This is a genomic window from Bradyrhizobium sp. 521_C7_N1_3, from assembly GCF_052075975.1.
Lineage (GTDB): Bacteria > Pseudomonadota > Alphaproteobacteria > Rhizobiales > Xanthobacteraceae > Bradyrhizobium > Bradyrhizobium japonicum.
The window spans coordinates 5891784-5909810 of the sequence record NZ_CP197232.1 but is presented as its reverse complement, the minus strand read 5'-3'; the positions used below and the strand labels follow the sequence as shown (position 1 = coordinate 5909810).

At 65.3% G+C, this 18027-nt stretch carries 17 protein-coding genes and 1 pseudogene; 13 read left to right on the top strand and 5 right to left on the bottom strand.

Annotated features, from left to right (window positions below):
* Nucleotides 1–46: 46 nt before the first annotated feature.
* The gene (locus AB7008_RS27515) at nt 47–628 is read left to right on the top strand and encodes a hypothetical protein (RefSeq protein WP_304489949.1); all 582 of its coding nucleotides are present in this window, start codon (nt 47–49) and stop codon (nt 626–628) included.
* Nucleotides 629–748: 120 nt separating this feature from the next.
* Here the strand turns inward: AB7008_RS27515 and AB7008_RS27510 are convergent, their stop codons facing one another.
* Nucleotides 749–964 carry a hypothetical protein gene (locus tag AB7008_RS27510; protein ID WP_304489948.1) on the bottom strand — a complete coding sequence of 72 codons (216 nt, stop codon included), beginning with the start codon at nt 962–964 and terminating at the stop codon, nt 749–751.
* Complete coding sequence (locus AB7008_RS27505) at nt 964–1404, bottom strand: hypothetical protein (protein WP_304489947.1); 441 nt, start codon at nt 1402–1404, stop codon at nt 964–966. The genes AB7008_RS27510 and AB7008_RS27505 overlap by 1 nt, the downstream gene beginning before the upstream one ends.
* A gap of 85 nt (nt 1405–1489) precedes the next feature.
* Between AB7008_RS27505 and AB7008_RS27500 the strand changes: the two genes are divergently transcribed.
* The 5 genes and pseudogenes from AB7008_RS27500 to AB7008_RS27480 all read left to right on the top strand — a co-directional run bounded on the left by AB7008_RS27500 (nt 1490) and on the right by AB7008_RS27480 (nt 5594).
* Complete coding sequence (locus tag AB7008_RS27500) at nt 1490–1900, top strand: MerR family transcriptional regulator (RefSeq protein WP_304489946.1); 411 nt, start codon at nt 1490–1492, stop codon at nt 1898–1900.
* Nucleotides 1901–1918: 18 nt separating this feature from the next.
* Nucleotides 1919–2059: pseudogene (locus AB7008_RS27495) on the top strand (ribonucleotide-diphosphate reductase subunit beta); the annotation flags it as partial.
* A gap of 75 nt (nt 2060–2134) precedes the next feature.
* Nucleotides 2135–2593 (top strand): GNAT family N-acetyltransferase, encoded by a 459-nt coding sequence (locus tag AB7008_RS27490; RefSeq protein WP_304489945.1) that lies wholly within the window; start codon nt 2135–2137, stop codon nt 2591–2593.
* Between the two features lie 459 nt (nt 2594–3052).
* Nucleotides 3053–4777: a dihydroxy-acid dehydratase gene (gene ilvD / locus AB7008_RS27485; protein ID WP_014495038.1), complete on the top strand. Its 1725-nt coding sequence runs from the start codon at nt 3053–3055 to the stop codon at nt 4775–4777.
* Nucleotides 4764–5594 carry a tetratricopeptide repeat protein gene (locus AB7008_RS27480; RefSeq protein WP_028156100.1) on the top strand — a complete coding sequence of 277 codons (831 nt, stop codon included), beginning with the start codon at nt 4764–4766 and terminating at the stop codon, nt 5592–5594. The genes ilvD and AB7008_RS27480 overlap by 14 nt, the downstream gene beginning before the upstream one ends.
* Before the next feature lie 82 nt (nt 5595–5676).
* On the opposite strand, the gene xth is transcribed toward AB7008_RS27480, so the two are convergent.
* On the bottom strand, nt 5677–6474 hold the full coding sequence (gene xth / locus AB7008_RS27475; protein ID WP_014495040.1) for an exodeoxyribonuclease III: 798 nt from the start codon (nt 6472–6474) through the stop codon (nt 5677–5679).
* A 134-nt stretch (nt 6475–6608) separates the two neighbouring features.
* Here xth and AB7008_RS27470 point away from each other — a divergent pair, with 134 nt between their 5' ends.
* Nucleotides 6609–8939: an ATP-binding protein gene (locus AB7008_RS27470; protein WP_441259819.1), complete on the top strand. Its 2331-nt coding sequence runs from the start codon at nt 6609–6611 to the stop codon at nt 8937–8939.
* A 76-nt stretch (nt 8940–9015) separates the two neighbouring features.
* On the opposite strand, the gene AB7008_RS27465 is transcribed toward AB7008_RS27470, so the two are convergent.
* Both AB7008_RS27465 and erpA read right to left on the bottom strand, forming a co-directional pair.
* Nucleotides 9016–9918 carry a hypothetical protein gene (locus AB7008_RS27465; protein WP_304489941.1) on the bottom strand — a complete coding sequence of 301 codons (903 nt, stop codon included), beginning with the start codon at nt 9916–9918 and terminating at the stop codon, nt 9016–9018.
* Nucleotides 9919–10165: 247 nt separating this feature from the next.
* On the bottom strand, nt 10166–10495 hold the full coding sequence (gene erpA / locus AB7008_RS27460) for an iron-sulfur cluster insertion protein ErpA (protein ID WP_014495044.1): 330 nt from the start codon (nt 10493–10495) through the stop codon (nt 10166–10168).
* A gap of 123 nt (nt 10496–10618) precedes the next feature.
* Between erpA and AB7008_RS27455 the strand changes: the two genes are divergently transcribed.
* The 6 genes from AB7008_RS27455 to scpB all read left to right on the top strand — a co-directional run bounded on the left by AB7008_RS27455 (nt 10619) and on the right by scpB (nt 17998).
* Nucleotides 10619–11827: a deoxyguanosinetriphosphate triphosphohydrolase gene (locus AB7008_RS27455; RefSeq protein WP_441259818.1), complete on the top strand. Its 1209-nt coding sequence runs from the start codon at nt 10619–10621 to the stop codon at nt 11825–11827.
* A gap of 9 nt (nt 11828–11836) precedes the next feature.
* The gene (gene argS, locus AB7008_RS27450; RefSeq protein ID WP_441259817.1) at nt 11837–13627 is read left to right on the top strand and encodes an arginine--tRNA ligase; all 1791 of its coding nucleotides are present in this window, start codon (nt 11837–11839) and stop codon (nt 13625–13627) included.
* Between the two features lie 141 nt (nt 13628–13768).
* Entirely contained in the window at nt 13769–15316 is a 1548-nt protein-coding gene (locus AB7008_RS27445; RefSeq protein ID WP_441261252.1) for an SPOR domain-containing protein, read from the top strand.
* Nucleotides 15317–15362: 46 nt separating this feature from the next.
* The gene (gene nagZ, locus AB7008_RS27440) at nt 15363–16391 is read left to right on the top strand and encodes a beta-N-acetylhexosaminidase (protein ID WP_441259816.1); all 1029 of its coding nucleotides are present in this window, start codon (nt 15363–15365) and stop codon (nt 16389–16391) included.
* Nucleotides 16388–17227, top strand: coding sequence for a segregation and condensation protein A (locus AB7008_RS27435; RefSeq protein ID WP_014495049.1), 840 nt, complete (start codon nt 16388–16390; stop codon nt 17225–17227). The genes nagZ and AB7008_RS27435 overlap by 4 nt, the downstream gene beginning before the upstream one ends.
* A gap of 21 nt (nt 17228–17248) precedes the next feature.
* A complete protein-coding gene (gene scpB, locus AB7008_RS27430) occupies nt 17249–17998 on the top strand; it encodes an SMC-Scp complex subunit ScpB (protein WP_014495050.1) in 750 nt (249 codons plus the stop codon).
* The last annotated feature ends 29 nt before the right edge of the window (nt 17999–18027 follow it).

Sequence of the window (18027 nt, the reverse complement as noted above, 5' to 3'; positions counted from 1 at the left end):
GTCAGACGTCAAAAATGTGCTACAAATCCCACAAGGAGATCGTTCCATGACTGTCACCATCCTGCCGCCCCACGCCGATCGTTTCCGCCTTCATCCGGTCGCCTCGCGCCTTGCGCCGATGTTCTGCTTTGCGCTGCTGACCGTGTCATGCGCGCTCGCGAGCCTCGCGCTTGCCTGCGCGACGCCGTTTGCGGCGTTCGCCGTCGTCGCCGCCGCGATGCTGCCGATGCGTCCGGCGCTGCTCGTCGTCACCGGCGCCTGGCTCGTGAACCAGACCATCGGCTTCGGCGTCCTGCATTATCCCATTGACGGCAGCACCATCGCTTGGGGCTTTGTGATCGGCGCGGCTGCGTTGCTGTCGACCGCAACGGCATCGACCGTCCTCCGCCTGCTGCCGCAGGGCCGCACGCCGCTGATGCTGGCCATCGCGCTCGTCGCCGCCTACGCCGCCTACGAGCTCGCGCTGCTCGCCGCGACGCCGTTCCTGGGCGGAGAGGGCGCGTTCACTGCGGCCATCGTGACGCGCATCGGGCTGACCAGCGCCGTCTGGCTCGCCGGCCTCGTCGCGGCCTGCGAGATCGTCCGCCTGGTCGATCCGTTCGGGCGCAAGGGCGCAATGTCGGCCTGAGTGGCTGACTGGTATCCTGGATGGAGCGAAGCGAAATCCGGGGCTGCCCGCCCGGCATGCGCAGCTTTCCCGGATTGCGCTGCGCTCCATCCGGGCTACGAGACGAGAGTCCGGTCATGTCTATGACCGGACCTTCGCCCACCGCCGCAAGGCGACCGCCGTCCACACCGTCTCGACAAACCCGAACGGCCAGGCGCCCTGGAGAAAGCCGTAGGCGCTGCTGAGCGCGCACGCCGCCGCGAAGGCCAGCACATAGCGAGGCCCGCGCGGCTCAAGCGCGTAGAACAGCAGCATCGCGCTGACCGACAGCAGTCCGAAGATCGTCAGCGTATCCATCAGCCCGCTGGCGCTTTCGGCCTCTTGGCGACCCCGAGCGCGTGAAAAGCGGCGGGCTCCATCACCGGCCACAGCGCGGCCGTCGCGGTCAGGACGGTTGCCACGCACATCGCGGCCAGCACCGACGATCGGATTTTCAGGCCTGATGTCCGCGATCGCCACACGATCCAGCCCCATGCGCAGAGCACGATTGCGATCGACAACTTCGTCATGAGGCCGTGCGCGTGATCGAGCGCGGCGATCAGGCTTCCGGCGCTGGCGAGCACGACAGCGGGCAATGTGAAGGGCAGCACACAGCACGCCGTGCAGGCCGCCGCGGCGACCGCAGTCGCAACCGCCGTGCCTGCGGCCTTGCCGCCGCTCGGCTCTGCCTTCGCCGCGCAGCCGCATCCCGGCAAGGTCTCGGACGGAAGATTGCAGGACGGTCCAATAACGCTCATGTGATTCTCCTCATGCTTGTGCGTCGCGGACCCGATCGCTACGCCCTCAAGCCACTTGAGGTTCAAGCGAAAAGTGAGAGCTTCCATGCGAATTGGCGTCCTCGCCAAAGCGGCCGGCGTCTCGGTCCCCACCATCCGCTATTACGAGAGCATCGGCCTGTTGATGCCGCCGGCGCGGCAAGGCGGCCAGCGCGTCTATGGCGAACAGGCTCTCGGTGCGATCCGCCTCATCAGGCACTGCCGCGATCTCGATTTCTCGATCGACGAGACGCGCGAACTTCTCGCATCGGTGCAGCGATGCGTGCCCTGCAGCGAAACGAGGACCTTTGCGGAGAAGCACCTCGGTGCAATCAGGGCGAAGATTGCGGAGCTGCGTGTGCTGGAAGCGACAGTGGCGTCGCTGGTGAGCGGCTGCGAGGCGACATGCAGCGGCAGCGTCGCGCCGGACTGCGTGATCCTGCAGGCGGGATGTGGACCTCATAGCGCGCCAAGTTGAGGCGCGCTCCAGGATTGAATCGGACTCGCATTCGCTTTCGCCGAGGTCGACAATCCATTCCCGTGGATGTCGGAAGCGATGGATCTGAAGAAGGAGAAGAACTTCTTCGAGACGAGGGTCATCGCGTACCAGAACGGCGGTGCGCTGACTTGGGAATAGCATCGATAACGGCTACGCCGCGGGCGTGCCACCTGTGCTTAAACGGTGGCACGCGTGCGACAGCAGGGGGATGAGGTGGAGATCAGACGAGACGATCCGACGGCGCCCTATGTCGCTGACTTGTTGGCACATCATCTCGAGGAGCTGCGCAGCGTCATGGCCGAGCGTGCGTTCGCTCTCGATGCCGCCGGCCTTTCGGCTGACACCGTGACCTTCTGGACGGCTTGGCAGGACGATGTCCTGCTCGGGTTCGGTGCGCTGAAGGAGCTGGATCATACGCATGGCGAGGTGAAGTCGATGCGTGCCGCGCCGGCTGCGCGGGGCACCGGGGTAGGGCGCGCACTGCTGAGCCATATCATCGCTGAAGCCCGCAGGCGGGGTTACGTGCACCTCAACCTGGAGACAGGTACGGCAGCCCTGCACGCGCCCGCCATCTCGCTCTACCGCAGCGCCGGTTTTGTCTCCTGCGCGCCGTTCGCCGACTATGAGGCAAGCCCGCACAACCAGTTTATGCGGCTCGACCTGACGGATTGAGCTGCCTTCGCCTGCGGCGCATTTGCGGGTCGACTATTGTGACGGGTCCGCTCGGCCATTGGTTGCCCGACGGGCAGAATACCCGAGGCGTATCGCCGACGAAGGAGGGCGGAACGACTCACCTAAGTGCGCCTCGTCATCGAGCTGAAGTCAGGCGCGCCACGCCTGCGGAACGATCTTGAGTTGTGAATTGTCATCTTGGCGAGGTATCTCAGTAGTCCCGCGCGTGTCCTTCGAGCCACGATTGTGCTGTCTCTGCAACACTCATCTTGGATTAAACCCTTATCTCCGTCCGTTCGCATCAGCGCCGCTTTTTAGCCACACCCGAACATGAATAAAATCGCTCTAAAGTTTGAAGGGCATCGGCGGTCTTCGAAGGTCGGGAAATCCCAAGGTCGATTCAAATCTTGGCTCTGATTTTTCGGGTCTGAAAGGGTTGGCCGGGGAAACTGGTTTGCGATGGACGCGAAGACCGACATCAAGCAGAGGCTGCCGAGCCGTCACGTGACGGAAGGCCCTGCGCGCGCGCCGCACCGGTCCTACTTCTACGCCATGGGTCTGACCACCGAGCAGATCCACCAGCCCTTCGTCGGCGTCGCCTCCTGCTGGAACGAGGCCGCTCCCTGCAACATCGCCCTGATGCGCCAGGCGCAGGCGGTGAAGAAGGGCGTGGCATCGGCCGGCGGCACCCCCCGTGAATTCTGCACCATCACCGTTACCGACGGCATCGCCATGGGCCATGACGGCATGCGCTCGTCGCTGCCGTCGCGCGAGTGCATCGCCGATTCCGTCGAGCTGACCGTGCGTGGCCACGCCTATGATGCGCTCGTGGGTCTTGCCGGTTGCGACAAGTCGCTGCCGGGCATGATGATGGCGATGGTCCGCCTCAACGTGCCCTCGATCTTCATCTACGGCGGCTCGATCCTGCCCGGCAATTTCCGCGGACAGCAGGTCACCGTGCAGGACATGTTCGAGGCGGTCGGCAAGCACTCGGTCGGCGCCATGTCGGACGAGGACCTCGACGAGATCGAGCGCGTGGCGTGCCCCTCGGCGGGCGCCTGCGGCGCGCAGTTCACCGCCAACACCATGGCGACCGTCTCCGAGGCGATCGGCCTGGCACTGCCGTACTCGGCCGGCGCCCCGGCACCGTATGAAATCCGCGACGCTTTCTGCATGACCGCGGGCGAGAAGGTCATGGACCTGATCGCCTCCAACCTCCGGCCGCGCGACATCGTGACACGGAAGGCGCTTGAGAACGCCGCCGCCGTGGTCGCGGCGTCCGGTGGCTCGACCAATGCTGCACTGCACCTGCCGGCGATCGCGCATGAGTGCGGCATCAAGTTCGACCTGTTCGACGTCGCCGAAATCTTCAAAAAGACACCATATGTCGCGGATTTGAAGCCGGGCGGCCGTTATGTCGCCAAAGACATGTTTGAAGTAGGTGGCATACCGCTTCTGATGAAGACGCTGCTCGACAACGGATTTCTCCACGGCGACTGCATTACGGTCACCGGTCGAACGATCGCCGAAAACCTCAAAAGCGTGAAGTGGAATCCGCACCAGGATGTGGTGCACCCGGCAGACAAGCCGATCACCGTCACTGGTGGTGTGGTTGGTCTGAAGGGTAATTTGGCGCCAGAAGGTGCGATCGTGAAAGTCGCGGGAATGTCTAACCTGAGGTTCACCGGTCCGGCGCGATGCTTCGACCGGGAGGAGGACGCCTTCGAGGCCGTCCAGAACCGCACCTACAGGGAAGGCGAAGTCATCGTGATCCGCTACGAGGGCCCCAAGGGCGGTCCCGGCATGCGGGAAATGCTTCAGACCACCGCAGCGCTGACTGGCCAGGGCATGGGCGGCAAGATCGCGCTCATCACCGACGGCCGCTTCTCCGGCGCCACCCGTGGCTTCTGCATCGGGCATGTCGGGCCGGAAGCCGCCATCGGCGGCCCGATCGGGTTGCTCGAGGATGGCGACATCATCGAGATCGACGCGGTCGTGGGTACCCTTAACGTAAAATTGAGCGATCAAGAGCTCGCCCAGCGCAAGACCAAATGGAGCGCTCGCGCGACTAACCACACGTCGGGTGCGCTCTGGAAGTATGCTCAGCAGGTTGGACCAGCGGTCGGTGGGGCAGTAACCCATCCGGGCGGCGCGCACGAGAAACAGTGCTATGCGGACATCTAGGCGTGCCATAGTTGCGTTTGTGTTGGGGGCCGGAGCGCTGGCCGCGCCGGCGCTCGCCTTTGACGGTTCGGCCAGCAAGGACGCGGCCCTCCCGGTCGTGACCGCTTTGCCGGGCGCCGCGGGTGCCGTGCGCAGCAAGGTGACGGCACCGGCGACCACGCCCCAGGAAACCTCGCTCAGCGCCCTGCAATATGCCGCCGAAGGCGGTCATCCCGGCGCTCAGTTCAAGCTCGGCCGCATGTATGCCAATGGCGACGGCGTCGCTCAGGACGACGTGCGCGCCTTCGAATATTTCAGCCGCATCGCCAATGCGCATGCCGAGGACAGCCCGTCGGCGCCGCAGGCGCAGGTCGTGGCCAACGCCTTCGTCGCGCTCGGCCGCTACTATCTGAGCGGTATCCCGAACTCGAAGATCACGCCGGATCCGGATCGGGCGCGGGAGATGTTCTCCTATGCGGCCTCCTATTTCGGCAATGCGGATGCGCAGTACGATCTCGCCCGGCTGTATCTGAAGACCCCGGACGCCTCGCGCGAGGATTTCCGCTATGGCGCGCGCTGGCTCGGTCTTGCCGCCCAGAAGGGCCAGCATGAGGCGCAGGCGCTGCTCGGCCAGATGCTGTTCAATGGCGACCGCCTGCCGCGGCAGGCCGCGCGCGGCCTGATGTGGCTGACGCTGGCGCGTGACAGCGCCGGTATCGAGGAAACCTGGATCAAGGAAAGCTACAACCGCGCTTTCGCCAAGGCCTCGGACGACGACCGCGCCATGTGCCTGCAGATGCTGGAACAGTGGGTGCAGGGCGTTCAGGGCCGCCGGTAGTAGGTACCCCCACCGGGTAGGTTAGCCCGCGGCTGCGCGAAGCGCAGTCCGCCGGCGCCATCCAGCACCTGCAGGCATCGGCTCAAGCCGCCTCCAGATCCAGATCCGCCCATACCGGCACGTGGTCCGACGGCTTCTCCCAAGCCCGCACATAGCTGTCGATGCCGACATTGGCGAGCCGGTCGCTGGCCTGCGGCGACAGCAGCAGATGGTCGATCCTCAAGCCATGGTTCTTCTGCCAGGCGCCGGCCTGGTAGTCCCAGAAGGTATAGAGTCCGGGCTCGTCGGTGACCGCGCGCAGGGCGTCGGTGAGGCCGAGGCCGAGCAGGGACTGAAAGCTCTCCCGCGTCTCGGCCTTGAACAGGGCGTCCTCGGTCCAGGCGGCGGGATTATGGACGTCGCGGGCATGCGGGATGACGTTGAAGTCGCCTGCGAGGATCAGCGGCTCCTCGGCCTTGAGGCGCTCCCTCGAATACTCAAGAAGCCGCGACATCCATTTGAGCTTGTAGGGATATTTCTCGGTCCCGACCGGATTGCCATTGGGCAGATAGAGGCAGGCGATGCGCAGCACGCCGTGCTTGAGCGTGACCACACCCTCGAGGAAGCGGGCATGGGCGTCCTCGTCGTCGCCGGCGAGGCCCGACTTGGTCTCGTCGAAGCGGAGCTTCGACAGCAAAGCGACGCCGTTGAAGGTCTTCTGACCGTGGGTGACCACGTTGTAGCCCAGCGCCTCGATCTCCAGCCGCGGGAAGGCCTCGTCAACGCATTTGATCTCCTGCAGGCAGACGATGTCCGGCTGGCACTCCTTCAGCCAGGTCAACAGCAGGTCGATCCGCTGCCGGACCGAGTTCACGTTCCAGGTGGCTACTCTTATGGGCATGTCGGCGGGCTCCGGGCAGGGGCCATGGTTAGAACAAACTGCAAACGCGCCCGTCAAGGACGCCGCAAAATCTCCCACAAAATTAACCCGGCTTAAGCCGGGCTCGGGCCATTGATACCGAAAAGGTTTTTCGAATGGGATGGCCGGACAAATCCATGAAGCAAGCTGAGCCGCGCGACGGCCTGATCGGCGCGTTCCTGTACTGGCTCGGCGGCTTCGAGATCGAGGACGGCCTGACCGCCGATCTCAGCGAGCGCGAGCTGCGCCGCATCCGCGCCAAGCAGATCGACGCGGTGATGCGCGCGATCCCGGTGACTATGGCCGTCACCATGCTCAACGTCGCCATCGTGCTGATCCTGTTCTGGGGCAGGGGCTGGAACGATTTCCTCGCGATCTGGGGCATGACCCTTGCCGTCACCGCCTCGCTTGCCGTGCGCGCGTGGCGGCGGTCGCATCAAAACCCGCCGCAGGAAGCGTCACCGCGCGCCGCGCGGCAGATGCTGCGGCAGGCGTTCTTCCTCGCGGCGATCTGGGGCACGCTGCCGCTCGCGCTGTTCAGCCGGGTCGAGCCGACCAGTCAGCTCATCCTGGCCTGCCTGATGGTCGGCATGATGTCAGGCGGCGCCTTCACGCTGTCGACCTTCCCGCGCGCGGGCCTCGTCTATCTCGCGACCGTGACGATGGCCTGTGCCGGCGCGCTGTTCCTGTGCGGCACCGGGCCATATCTGCTGACCGCGGTATTCTTGCTGCTGTTCGCGTTCTTCATGGCGCGCAACATAGTCTCGCAGGGCAATCTGTTCCTCGGCAATCTCAAGGCCCGGCTCGAGCTCGAACGTCAGACCGAGATCATCTCGCTGCTGCTGAAGGACTTTCAGGAGAACGCCAGCGACTGGCTGTGGCAGACCGACGCCGAAGGGCATCTCGTCGACGTGCCCCAACGCTTCGCCGACGTCGCACAGCTTCCGCTTCCGCTGCTGAAGGGCTCGCATTTCGTCGACCTGCTCGACATGCTCTGTCCCGAGGACAAGAGTGCAGCCTACAACGTCGTCGGCCTGATGGAGCAGAGCGAGCCGCTGCACGAGATGAACCTCAAGGTCGTCGCCGGCGGCGAAGCGCGGCTGTGGTCGCTCACCGCGAAGCCGGCCTACGACCGCGACGGTCAGTTCCTCGGCTATCGCGGCTTCGGCCGCGACGTCACCGAGCGCTGGCGCGCGGAAAAGGCGGAGGCCGAGAGCCGCGCCAAATCCAACTTCCTGGCGGTGATGAGCCACGAGATCCGCACGCCCATGAACGGCGTGCTCGGGCTTGCAAGCATGCTGCTGGAAACCAAGCTCGATCCGGAGCAGCACGAGGCCGTCACCTCGATCCGCGAGTCCGGCGACAATCTCCAGCGCATCCTCAACGATATCCTCGATCTGTCCAAGCTCGAGGCCGGACGCTTCGCGTTCGAGGCGATCGACTTCGCCCCGCAGGCGCTGGTCGAGACGGTTGCGACCGTCGTGCGCGCAGGCGCCAAGAGCAAGGGGCTCGCCGTCAACGTCGAGCTCGATCCGAACCTGCCGCCGACGCTGCGCGGTGATGTCGCGCGGATCCGGCAGGTGCTGCTCAACCTCGCCTCCAACGCGGTAAAGTTCACCGACAAAGGCGAGGTGACGATCAAGGCTACCTGCCAGGCGCGCCGCGATCTGCTTGCGACGGTCGAATGGACCGTGACCGACAGCGGCATCGGCATTGCGCCCGAGAAGCTCGGGGAGCTGTTCTCCGACTTCGCGCAGGCCGACGCCTCGATCAGCCGCCGCTTCGGCGGCACCGGGCTTGGGCTTGCGATCTCCCGGCGCATCATCGAGCAGATGGGCGGCACCATCGGCGTCACCTCGACGCCGGGCGAGGGGTCGACCTTCCGCTTCACGCTGGTGCTGCCCTGGAGCCAGGCGCAGGCCTCCGACCAGGCGGCGGGCAGCGATGAAGCCGACGAGCTCAAGGCGCGGATCGCGGGGCTTGACCGGCCGCTGAAGGTGCTGGTGGCCGAGGACGATGCCGTCAACCGCATGGTCGTGACCAAGATGTTGGGCGCGTTCGAGGTCGAGCTGCGCGTCGTCACCGACGGCGTCCAGGCGGTCGAGGCTGCCTCGGAGAGCGATTACGATGTCGTGCTGATGGACGTGCGCATGCCGGACATGGACGGCCTTGCCGCGACGCGGGCGATCCGCGCGCAAGGCGGGCGCTTCGAAGCCTTGCCGATCGTCGCGCTGACCGCCAACGCCTTCCCCGAGGACGTCAAGATCTGCCGCGAGGCGGGCATGTCGGATTTTTTGGCAAAGCCGTTGCGTAAGCCCGCACTCGTCGCCGCCTTGCTGCGCGCGCTCGACGGCCACATGATGTCGGAGGGCGCGCCGCTTCAGCCGGAGCTGACGCCGCTTGCTGTCGAGTGGACGGATGAGGAACGGCAGATGACCGGCGTCTAGCCCGTCAGATCGAGAAGCTGGTCCGCAGGCGCAGGACGGCTACGGGCGCGTGCGCCGGCAATGTAACGCGGCGCCGTTACAGTTTTCCATAGACGCGCCCGGCGACCGCCCTCAGGCGCTCGACCGAGCCGGACTCGGGATGCGGCTTGACCGGCGCGAACAGGATCGAAGCCTGCCTGCCGTTCTTCCAGACATAGATGTTGACGGCGTTGCCGTTGCCCTTGGTGCAGGAATGCTCGCCGAACGCTTCACTGCCGAGCTCGGGTATCGTCACGTGTTTGCACGGGCCGGTGCGCTTCATCATGCCGATGACCGTGTCGCGCGACATCGCGATCACCGCGACGGTCATGGCGTTGGCCTCGCGATCGAACATCATGCAGCTGCCGGCGCCGGTCCGCTGAACCGTCAGCGTGCTGTTGTCGAGAAAGCCGTTGGCATCCGCGGCCGTGAGCCACTCGCAATTGCCGAACCGCTCGCTGCTCTTGCTCACGTTGGCGACGGCAACGCGTGCGGCATCTGTGATCGGTCCGAGCAGCGCGTCGTCGGCACGCCGGCCGATCGGATAGACGCTGATCTGCAGAATGTAATCGCCGGACAAGGCGACGACCGAAGCCTCCTGGCGTTCCGCGCCGGCGGCGCTCGTACCGCCCTGGCCTTCGTCGCCGATCCCCGCGACGGCGTTAAGCGGCATGCGCTCGCCAAGCGTCTTGACGAAGGTCGCGTATAATTCCCTGGCGCGGTCCTTGTCGGGATTGCGGAACACGGTCAGCATCATCGTGTCGCCGCGCCCGCCCTGGTAGATGCAGCCGCGGCCGTCCTGATTTGAAATCAGTGACCATTTAAGCGCAGGCATCGCGCGGGCGAGCTCTTGGGCACTAATGAACGGGCAGGTTTCGGCCGCGCGCGCGGGAAGCACCGGGACGGCTGCGATTGCAAGGAATAGAGCGAGGCAAGAGAACAGACGATCAATAATGCGCATTGGATAATTTAATACCGCTATTGGCGCCGCTGACGAGATTCGAACTTTCTAGAATGATTGGACTGCGGCAGGGGGCCGCTTCGGCGTCAGACTGTCGCGGAGCCGCGAGCCCCCCTTGGGACCTCGCGATGATCACAAGTTACCCCTGATTTGCCCGACGCGTCAAATTGTTTTCGTAAAAGCCGAAATGCATCGTGCCGGCTCCCGGCTACTTTGCATGGGGTTGTTTTTCAGATTTTAGGTCGGGCTAGATCGAGAAGCTGGTCCCGCAGCCGCAGGACGCCGTCGCGTTGGGATTGTTGACGCGGAACGAGGCGCCGATCAGATCGTCGACGAAATCGACCTGCGAGCCCGCCAGGAACGGCTGGGAGGCGGAATCGACCAGCACAACCGCATTCTCCTGCTCGATCACGAGATCGTCGTCGGTGCGGTCGCGGTCGATGTCGAACTTGTACTGGAAGCCCGAGCAGCCGCCGCCCTCGACGGAGATGCGCAGCATCGCGCCAGAACCTTCGCCCTTGAGGATCTCCCCAATCCGGCGTGCGGCGCGGTCACTGATGGTCACGTCAGTCGTCATAGCTCGTCTCCGATAGTCCCGCGGTCATACCAGGTTCACTTGCCCAATTCATTTGGTATCCCGCGTCAGCCATAGTTAAGTGCAACCATACGCAGAATCAAATGGATAGGGACTAAATTCGTCGTGTCCGTCGGAATGGCAGCCCCTCATGCGCCCTATGCCTGCGACCCCGACCGCAGCCGCGGCCGGCTGGTCGCGGAGCCGCCGAGCCGGACCCGCAGCCCGTTCCGGCGGGATTGCGACCGGGTGATCCACTCCACCGCGTTCCGCCGCCTGAAGTACAAGACCCAGGTCTTCGTGTTCCACGAGGGCGACCACTACCGCACTCGGCTGACCCATTCGCTGGAGGTGGCGCAGATCGCTCGTGCCCTGGCCCGGCAACTCGGGCTGGACGAGGACCTCACGGAAACGTTGGCGCTGGCTCATGATCTCGGCCATCCGCCGTTCGGGCACGCCGGCGAGCGGGCGCTGGATGCCTGCCTGAAGGATTTCGGCGGCTTCGACCACAACGCCCAGACCTTGCGCGTCGTCGCGTCGCTCGAGCACCGCTATCCGGAGTTCGACGGTCTCAACCTGACCTGGGAGTCGCTGGAGGGCATCGTCAAGCACAACGGTCCGCTGACGGATCGCAGCGGCGCGCCGGTCGGGCGCTATCGCGAGCATGGCATTCCCGTCGGCATCGCCGACTACATCAAGACCTACGATCTCGAATTGTGGAGCTTCGCGTCGCTGGAGGCGCAGGTCGCCGCGATCGCCGACGACATCGCCTATGATGCCCACGACATCGATGACGGTCTGCGCGCCGGCCTGTTCCATCTCGATGATCTCAAGGTGATGCCGCTGACGGCGGAGATCATCGCCGAGACCTCAGCGCATTATCCCGATCTCGAAGACGTCAGGCGCGGCGCCGAGCTGGTGCGCGAGCTGATCTCGCACCTGATCGGTGCGGTGTATTCGGAGGCGCAGAAGAACCTCGCGGCGGTGAAACCGCAGTCGGCCCAGGATGTGCGCCAGCAGAGCCGGGCGCTGGTCACGTTCCCGACGGCGGTTGCCGAGGAGGAGGCCGCCATCAAGCAGTTTCTCTATCAGCACATGTACCGTCACAAGCGGGTGATGCGGGTGATGGGGGAGGCGGAACAGATCCTGTTCGACCTGTTCGCAAAATACCTGACATCGCCCGGTGAGCTGCCTCCGGAATGGCTGCTGGGGGCGGAGGCGGACAATGAGGGCGACCGGGCCCGCCGGATCGGCAATTTCATTGCCGGAATGACCGACCGTTTCGCCCTGACCGAGCACCAGCGGCTCTTTGACTCGACACCGGATTTGCGTTAGGCGGCGGCCATGCCCGATACATCCTCAGCACTGCACCTGTTCGCCGACGTGCTCGCACGCGTGCACGCCGCCTGCCGCGCGCTCGCGGCGGACGCCAAATGGCCCGAGGGTATCGATTTCTCGCGCGTGGTGGTCGAGCCGCCACGCGACGCCTCCCATGGCGACATGGCGACCAACGCCGCCATGGTGCTTGCGAAAGAGGCAAAGGCAAAGCCCCGCGACCTCGCCGAGCAGATTGCCGAGCGGATCCGTGCCGACGCGCTGATTGCCAAGGTCGACGTCGCTGGTCCCGGCTTCATCAACCTGACGCTGAAGCCGGCCGCCTGGGCCGAGGCGCTGCGGACGGTGCTGCGCGAGGGGGCTGACTACGGCCGCGTCCGCGGTGGCACCAAGGTCAATGTCGAATACGTCTCGGCGAACCCGACCGGACCGATGCATGTTGGCCATTGCCGCGGAGCCGTGTTTGGCGACGCGCTCGCAAGCCTGCTCCAGTTCGGCGGCCACGACGTCACCCGCGAATACTACATCAACGATGCCGGTGCGCAGGTCGACGTGCTCGCGCGTTCTGCCTTCCTGCGGTACCGCGAGGCACTCGGCGAGAACATCGGCGCGATCCCGGAAGGGCTGTATCCCGGCGATTATCTTAAGCCGGTGGGCGCGGCGCTGGCGAAAGAGCACGGCGACAAGCTCCTCGCGATCAGCGAGGCCGAGTGGTTGCCGACGGTTCGCGCGAAAGCGATCGCGATGATGATGGACGAGATCAAGGACGATCTCGCCGCCCTCAACATCCGCCACGACGTGTTTTTCTCCGAGCGCTCGCTGATCGAGACCGGCAACAACAAGGTTGCCGAGACCATCGATTTCCTGAAGGCGAAGGGCGACATCTACGAGGGCCGCCTGCCGCCACCGAAGGGCGCGCCGGTCGAGGACTGGGAAGACCGCGAGCAGCTGCTGTTCAAGGCGACGGCCTACGGCGACGATGTCGATCGTCCGCTGATCAAGTCGGACAATTCCTATACCTACTTCGCCTCCGATATCGCCTACCACAAGAACAAGTTCGACCGCGGCTTCGCCGAGATGATCGACGTCTGGGGCGCCGACCATGGCGGCTACATCAAGCGGATGCAGGCGGCGGTGAAGGCGACGACATCAGGCAAGGGCGCGCTCGACGTCAAGATCGTCCAGCTCGTGAAGTTGCTGCGCAACGGCGAGCCGGTGAAAATGTCGAAGCGGAGCGGGGACTTCGTCACCTTGCGTGAGGTGGTGGATGAGGTCGGCCAGGACGCCGTCCGCTTCATGATGCTCTACCGCAAGAACGACGCGGTGCTCGACTTCGACCTCGCCAAGGTCATGGAGCAGTCGCGCGACAACCCGGTGTTCTACGTCCAGTACGGCCACGCCCGCGGCCACTCGATCTTCCGCAACGCCCGGGCCGAAGTGTTCCCGGAACTGCCGGAGGATACCGGCGAGCGCACCGCGTGGCTCGGCGAGTCGGCGGTGGAACGGCTGTCGGACCCGGTCGAACTCGAGCTGCTCAAGCGCCTCGCAATTTTTCCGCGCATGCTGGAGGCCGCCGCCGCGGCCCATGAGCCGCACCGAATTGCCTTCTATCTCTATGATTTAGCCAGCGAATTTCATGCGCTTTGGACGAAGGGGCGCGATTTGCCCTATTTACGCTTCATTATCAATAATGATGCAGATCTTACAAAGGCGCGACTGGCCATGGTCCAGGGCGTCGTCTCTGTCCTGGCATCGGGCCTCGCCATCCTCGGCGTCCATGCTCCGGACGAGATGCGGTAGTTTGGGGCGAACTACTTAAGGGGAATTTTGGGGGGAACCGGCAGAAGCCGGACCGCTTAGACTTGGTTGAATGCCTTGTGGGTCGAAAGCCGCGCCTTGGTCGAGGGGCGCGCGGCTTTCCCGAAGGGACGCATCATCACGATGGCCGAACGATATCAGGACAGAACGTTTCCTTCCGATGGCTATGGTCGCGCTGGCGATCAGCACGGGAAGGCGGACAACGATCCCTTGGCCGAACTCGCCCGCCTGATCGGACAGACCGATCCATTCGCAGCGCAGGTGCGACCGAGCGCGCAGCCGCCGGCACCGCCAGCCCAGAGCTATCAGGACCACGACTATCCGCAGGACGACTATCGGCAGGACTTTGCCGAGCAGGCGCCGCCGGCTCCGCCCGGGCCGCCCTCATGGATGCGGCGCGCCAACGTGCAGCCGCAGCCGGCGCCCGAGCCCGACTATCCCGTTTCTGTGAACCCGGTTCATCCATTGCACCGCTATTCAGCCCAGCCGACCGCGCCCGAGCCTGATTTCCATCAGCCGCAGGCCTATCAGGGCCACGCTTACCAGGATCAGGCCTATCAAGCGCAGGCCTATCAAGAGCAAGCCTATCAGGAGCCGCATCAGCCACCCGATCCGGCACGCTACGACGACGCGCTCTATGGACGGCTGGAGGGGGGCGAGCAGGATTATCAGCGCGATCCCGCCTATCCGGATGATCCTTACGCATTCCAGAGCGACTATCCCGAGGCCGATCTCGACGAGCCGAAGAAGCCGCGCGGCGGCATGATGACGGTCGCGGCGATCCTCGCGCTTGCCGTGGTCGGCACTGGCGCGGCCTTTGCCTACAAGACCTATGTCGGTTCGCCCCGCAGCGGTGAGCCGCCGATCATCAAGGCCGACAACACGCCGACCAAGATCGTGCCAGCGCCGACCGACTCCTCGGCCAAGGTGCCGGATCGCATGGCGAGCGGCGACGGCTCCGAGAAGATCGTGCCGCGCGAAGAGGCGCCTGTCGACGTCGCTGCCAAGGCGGGCGGCCCCCGCGTGGTGTTCCCGCCACTGAATCAGAACGCGAACCCGCCGTCGGTGGCGAGCGTTGCACCGTCCACGATCCCGGCGCCAAGCGCGGGTCCAATTCCGAGCAACGGCACGCTGCCGGCCAACACGCCGCGCGCGATCAGGACCGTGGCCGTGAGGGGCGATCAGACCGATAGCACCACGCCGCAATCCGCAGCCGCCAAGCCGGCGGCAGCGGTGCCGAAGCCCGTTGCCGTGCCCGCCGCACCGCCTGCGCCGCGTAATCCGCCGACTTCGGCCAATGCCAGCGCCAACCAGCCGCTCTCGCTCGCGCCGCAATCGACGCCGGTTGCGGAGGTGCCGCAGCGGGTGGCTGCGACCAACCCGACGCAACTCACGCCCGCCAGCAATGGTGGTAGCGGCTACGTCGTGCAGGTCTCCTCGCAGCAGAGCGAGGACAGCGCGGCCGCGTCCTACCGGGTGCTTCAGAGCAAATATGGCAGCGTGCTTGGATCGCGCTCGCCGGTGATCAAGCGGGTTGATCTGACCGACAAGGGCAAGGGGATCGTCTATCGCGCTTTCGCCGGACCCTATGGTTCGGCCGAGGAAGCGACGCAGGCTTGCAACAGCCTGAAGTCCGCTGGCCTGTCCGCCTGCTTCGTCCAGAGGAATTAACGGCCGTTTCCTTGACCCCCTCGCGGGGCAGGGTTAATCGGCCGTTATGAGCACGCGGGCCTTCATTACCGGTGTATCCGGAACGGAACTAACCGCCGTCGAGCGGGAGTTTATCCGTGCCGAACGCCCATGGGGCTTCATCCTCTTCAAGCGCAATGTCGATACGCCGGCTCAAGTTGCTGCGCTGGTTGCGGAATTGCGGGCGGTTGCGGGTGCGGCTGACGGGCCTGTCCTGATCGACCAGGAGGGTGGGCGGGTGCAGCGGCTGGGCCCGCCGCACTGGCCGGTCTATCCGCCGGGCGCCATTTTCTCGACCTTGTACGACACTGATTCGGTACTTGGACTGACGGCTGCGCGCCTCAGCGCCCGGCTGATTGCGTCTGATCTTGCCGATCTCGGCATTACCGTGGATTGCCTGCCGCTGGCTGACGTGCCGGTGCCGGGTGCCGATGCCGTCATTGGGAACAGGGCCTACGGCACCGAGCCGGGCAAGGTCGCCGCGATCGCGCGCGCGGTCACCGAGGGCCTGGAGCAGGGCGGCGTGCTGCCGGTTCTCAAGCACATTCCGGGCCATGGACGCGCCACCGCCGACACCCATTTCAAGCTGCCGACGGTCGATGCTCCGAGGGACGAGCTCGACCGAACCGACTTTGCGGCATTCCAGCCGCTGGCCGACCTGCCGATGGCCATGACTGCACATGTTGTGTTTAGCGCGGTCGACCCCGCCCATCCGGCGACGACTTCTGCGACAATGATCACTCAGGTGATTCGCGGCGTGATCGGGTTCCAGGGTTTGTTAATGAGTGATGACGTGTCGATGAACGCGCTGTCGGGGAATATCGCCGAACGGACCCGCGCCATCTTCGCGGCCGGCTGCGACATGGCCCTGCATTGCAACGGCAACATCGAGGAGATGCGCGAGGTCGCCGGCCAGACACCTGAGCTGTCCGGCACGGCGATGGCGCGGGCGAAAGCTGCACTTGCGTCGCGCAAGGCACCGCAGCCGTTCGACCGGGCGGCCGCACGCGCCGAACTGGACGCATTGATCGCACGGGCAAACACGGCATCCGCATGACCGCAGAAATTCTATCGTTTGAAACCGGGCGGCCCGCAGAGCTCGCCGAGGGTGAGCCGGCGTTGGTGGTGGACGTCGAAGGCTATGAAGGCCCGCTCGACTTGCTGCTCGCGCTGGCGCGGCAGCAGAAGGTCGATCTCGCCAAGATCTCGATCCTGGCGCTGGCCGACCAGTACCTCCACTTCATCGAAGCCGCGCGAAAGATCCGGCTCGAGCTTGCCGCCGATTATCTCGTGATGGCGGCCTGGCTTGCCTTCCTGAAGTCGCGCCTGCTGTTGCCGGAGCCGCCGAGTGCGGAAGGCCCGAGCGCAGAAGAGATGGCGACCGCGCTCGCCAACCGCCTGCGCCGGCTGGAAGCCATTCGCGAAGCCGCCAACCGGCTGATGAACAGGCCGCAATTGCAGCGCGACATCTTCCCGCGCGGCGAGCCCGAGCACATCGCCGAGATCAAGCACCCGAAATACACCGCGACGCTGTACGACCTGCTCACTGCCTATGCCGCGCAGCGCCAGTCGCGCGTGCTGGCGAGCGTGCATCTGGCCAAGCGCACGGTGTGGTCGCTCGCCGAGGCGCGCGCCACGCTGGAGCGGCTGGTCGGCAGCATCAGCGAACAGGACGACTGGGGCGTTCTCGACGACTTCCTGGTCCGCCACGTCGCCGATCCGACGCAGCGCGCGACGGTGTTCGCTTCGAGCTTTGCCGCCGCGCTCGAGCTCGTGCGCGAAGGTCAGCTCGAGCTGAACCAGAAAGAGGCGTTCGCGCCGATCTATTTCCGGAAGGGGCGCCCGAAACCGGTCGTGGACGCAGCTCCTGCGCCTGATGCGCCGGTCGGTTAAGTGCAAGAAGGAGAAGCTGCCATGGCAAGCCTGGCTGAAGTGCGGGTAGAAGAGGCCGAGCCGATGGAGAACGAGTCCCAGGCACGTCCTGAAGAGCTGCGGCTGCTGGAAGCGCTGCTGTTTGCTTCGAATGAGCCGCTGGACACCGCGACGCTGGCCAAGCGCATGCCTGATGGCGTGGACGTCAAGGCTGCGCTCGAGCAGCTCCAGGCCGACTATGCCTTGCGCGGCGTCAATCTCGTGCGCGTCGCCAACAAATGGACCTTCCGTACCGCCGGCGATCTCGCCTGGCTGATGACGCGGGAGAGCACCGAGACCCGCCGCCTGTCGCGCGCCGCGATCGAGGTGCTGGCGATCATCGCCTATCACCAGCCGGTGACGCGCGCCGAGATCGAAGAGATCCGCGGCGTCGTCACCTCGAAGGGCACGCTCGACGTGCTGCTGGAGACCGGCTGGATCAAGCCGCGCGGTCGTCGCAAGACGCCCGGCCGCCCCTTGACCTTCGGAACCACCGAGGACTTCCTGTCGCAGTTCACGCTGGAACAGCTTGGCGATCTGCCGGGCCTGGAAGAGCTGAAGGGCACCGGCCTGCTGGATTCGCGCCTGCCGACCGGATTCAGCGTGCCGACCCCGTCGGATGACCCGCAACTGCGCGAGGACGAGGATCCGTTGGAACCGGGCGAGGACCTGGATCTGGCGCTGGCGCCTGCGGTCGAGCCCGAGACGCCGGAAGGCGGCAATGCGGGCGGCGAGGGTGGCAGCGAGGACTGACGTCCCGGCCGTTCAGAGGCTCCCTGCGA

Excerpts from the sequence above, each read along its gene's own strand:
- ilvD (WP_014495038.1), top strand. The coding sequence starts at position 3,053 with ATGGACGCGAAGACCGACATCAAGCAGAGGCTGCCGAGCCGTCACGTG.
- AB7008_RS27500 (WP_304489946.1), top strand. The coding sequence starts at position 1,490 with ATGCGAATTGGCGTCCTCGCCAAAGCGGCCGGCGTCTCGGTCCCCACC.
- AB7008_RS27445 (WP_441261252.1), top strand. The coding sequence starts at position 13,769 with ATGGCCGAACGATATCAGGACAGAACGTTTCCTTCCGATGGCTATGGT.
- AB7008_RS27505 (WP_304489947.1), bottom strand. The coding sequence starts at position 1,404 with ATGAGCGTTATTGGACCGTCCTGCAATCTTCCGTCCGAGACCTTGCCG.
- argS (WP_441259817.1), top strand. The coding sequence starts at position 11,837 with ATGCCCGATACATCCTCAGCACTGCACCTGTTCGCCGACGTGCTCGCA.
- xth (WP_014495040.1), bottom strand. The coding sequence starts at position 6,474 with ATGCCCATAAGAGTAGCCACCTGGAACGTGAACTCGGTCCGGCAGCGG.
- AB7008_RS27510 (WP_304489948.1), bottom strand. The coding sequence starts at position 964 with ATGGATACGCTGACGATCTTCGGACTGCTGTCGGTCAGCGCGATGCTG.
- AB7008_RS27515 (WP_304489949.1), top strand. The coding sequence starts at position 47 with ATGACTGTCACCATCCTGCCGCCCCACGCCGATCGTTTCCGCCTTCAT.
- AB7008_RS27465 (WP_304489941.1), bottom strand. The coding sequence starts at position 9,918 with ATGCGCATTATTGATCGTCTGTTCTCTTGCCTCGCTCTATTCCTTGCA.
- nagZ (WP_441259816.1), top strand. The coding sequence starts at position 15,363 with ATGAGCACGCGGGCCTTCATTACCGGTGTATCCGGAACGGAACTAACC.
- erpA (WP_014495044.1), bottom strand. The coding sequence starts at position 10,495 with ATGACGACTGACGTGACCATCAGTGACCGCGCCGCACGCCGGATTGGG.
- scpB (WP_014495050.1), top strand. The coding sequence starts at position 17,249 with ATGGCAAGCCTGGCTGAAGTGCGGGTAGAAGAGGCCGAGCCGATGGAG.
- AB7008_RS27435 (WP_014495049.1), top strand. The coding sequence starts at position 16,388 with ATGACCGCAGAAATTCTATCGTTTGAAACCGGGCGGCCCGCAGAGCTC.
- AB7008_RS27480 (WP_028156100.1), top strand. The coding sequence starts at position 4,764 with ATGCGGACATCTAGGCGTGCCATAGTTGCGTTTGTGTTGGGGGCCGGA.
- AB7008_RS27470 (WP_441259819.1), top strand. The coding sequence starts at position 6,609 with ATGGGATGGCCGGACAAATCCATGAAGCAAGCTGAGCCGCGCGACGGC.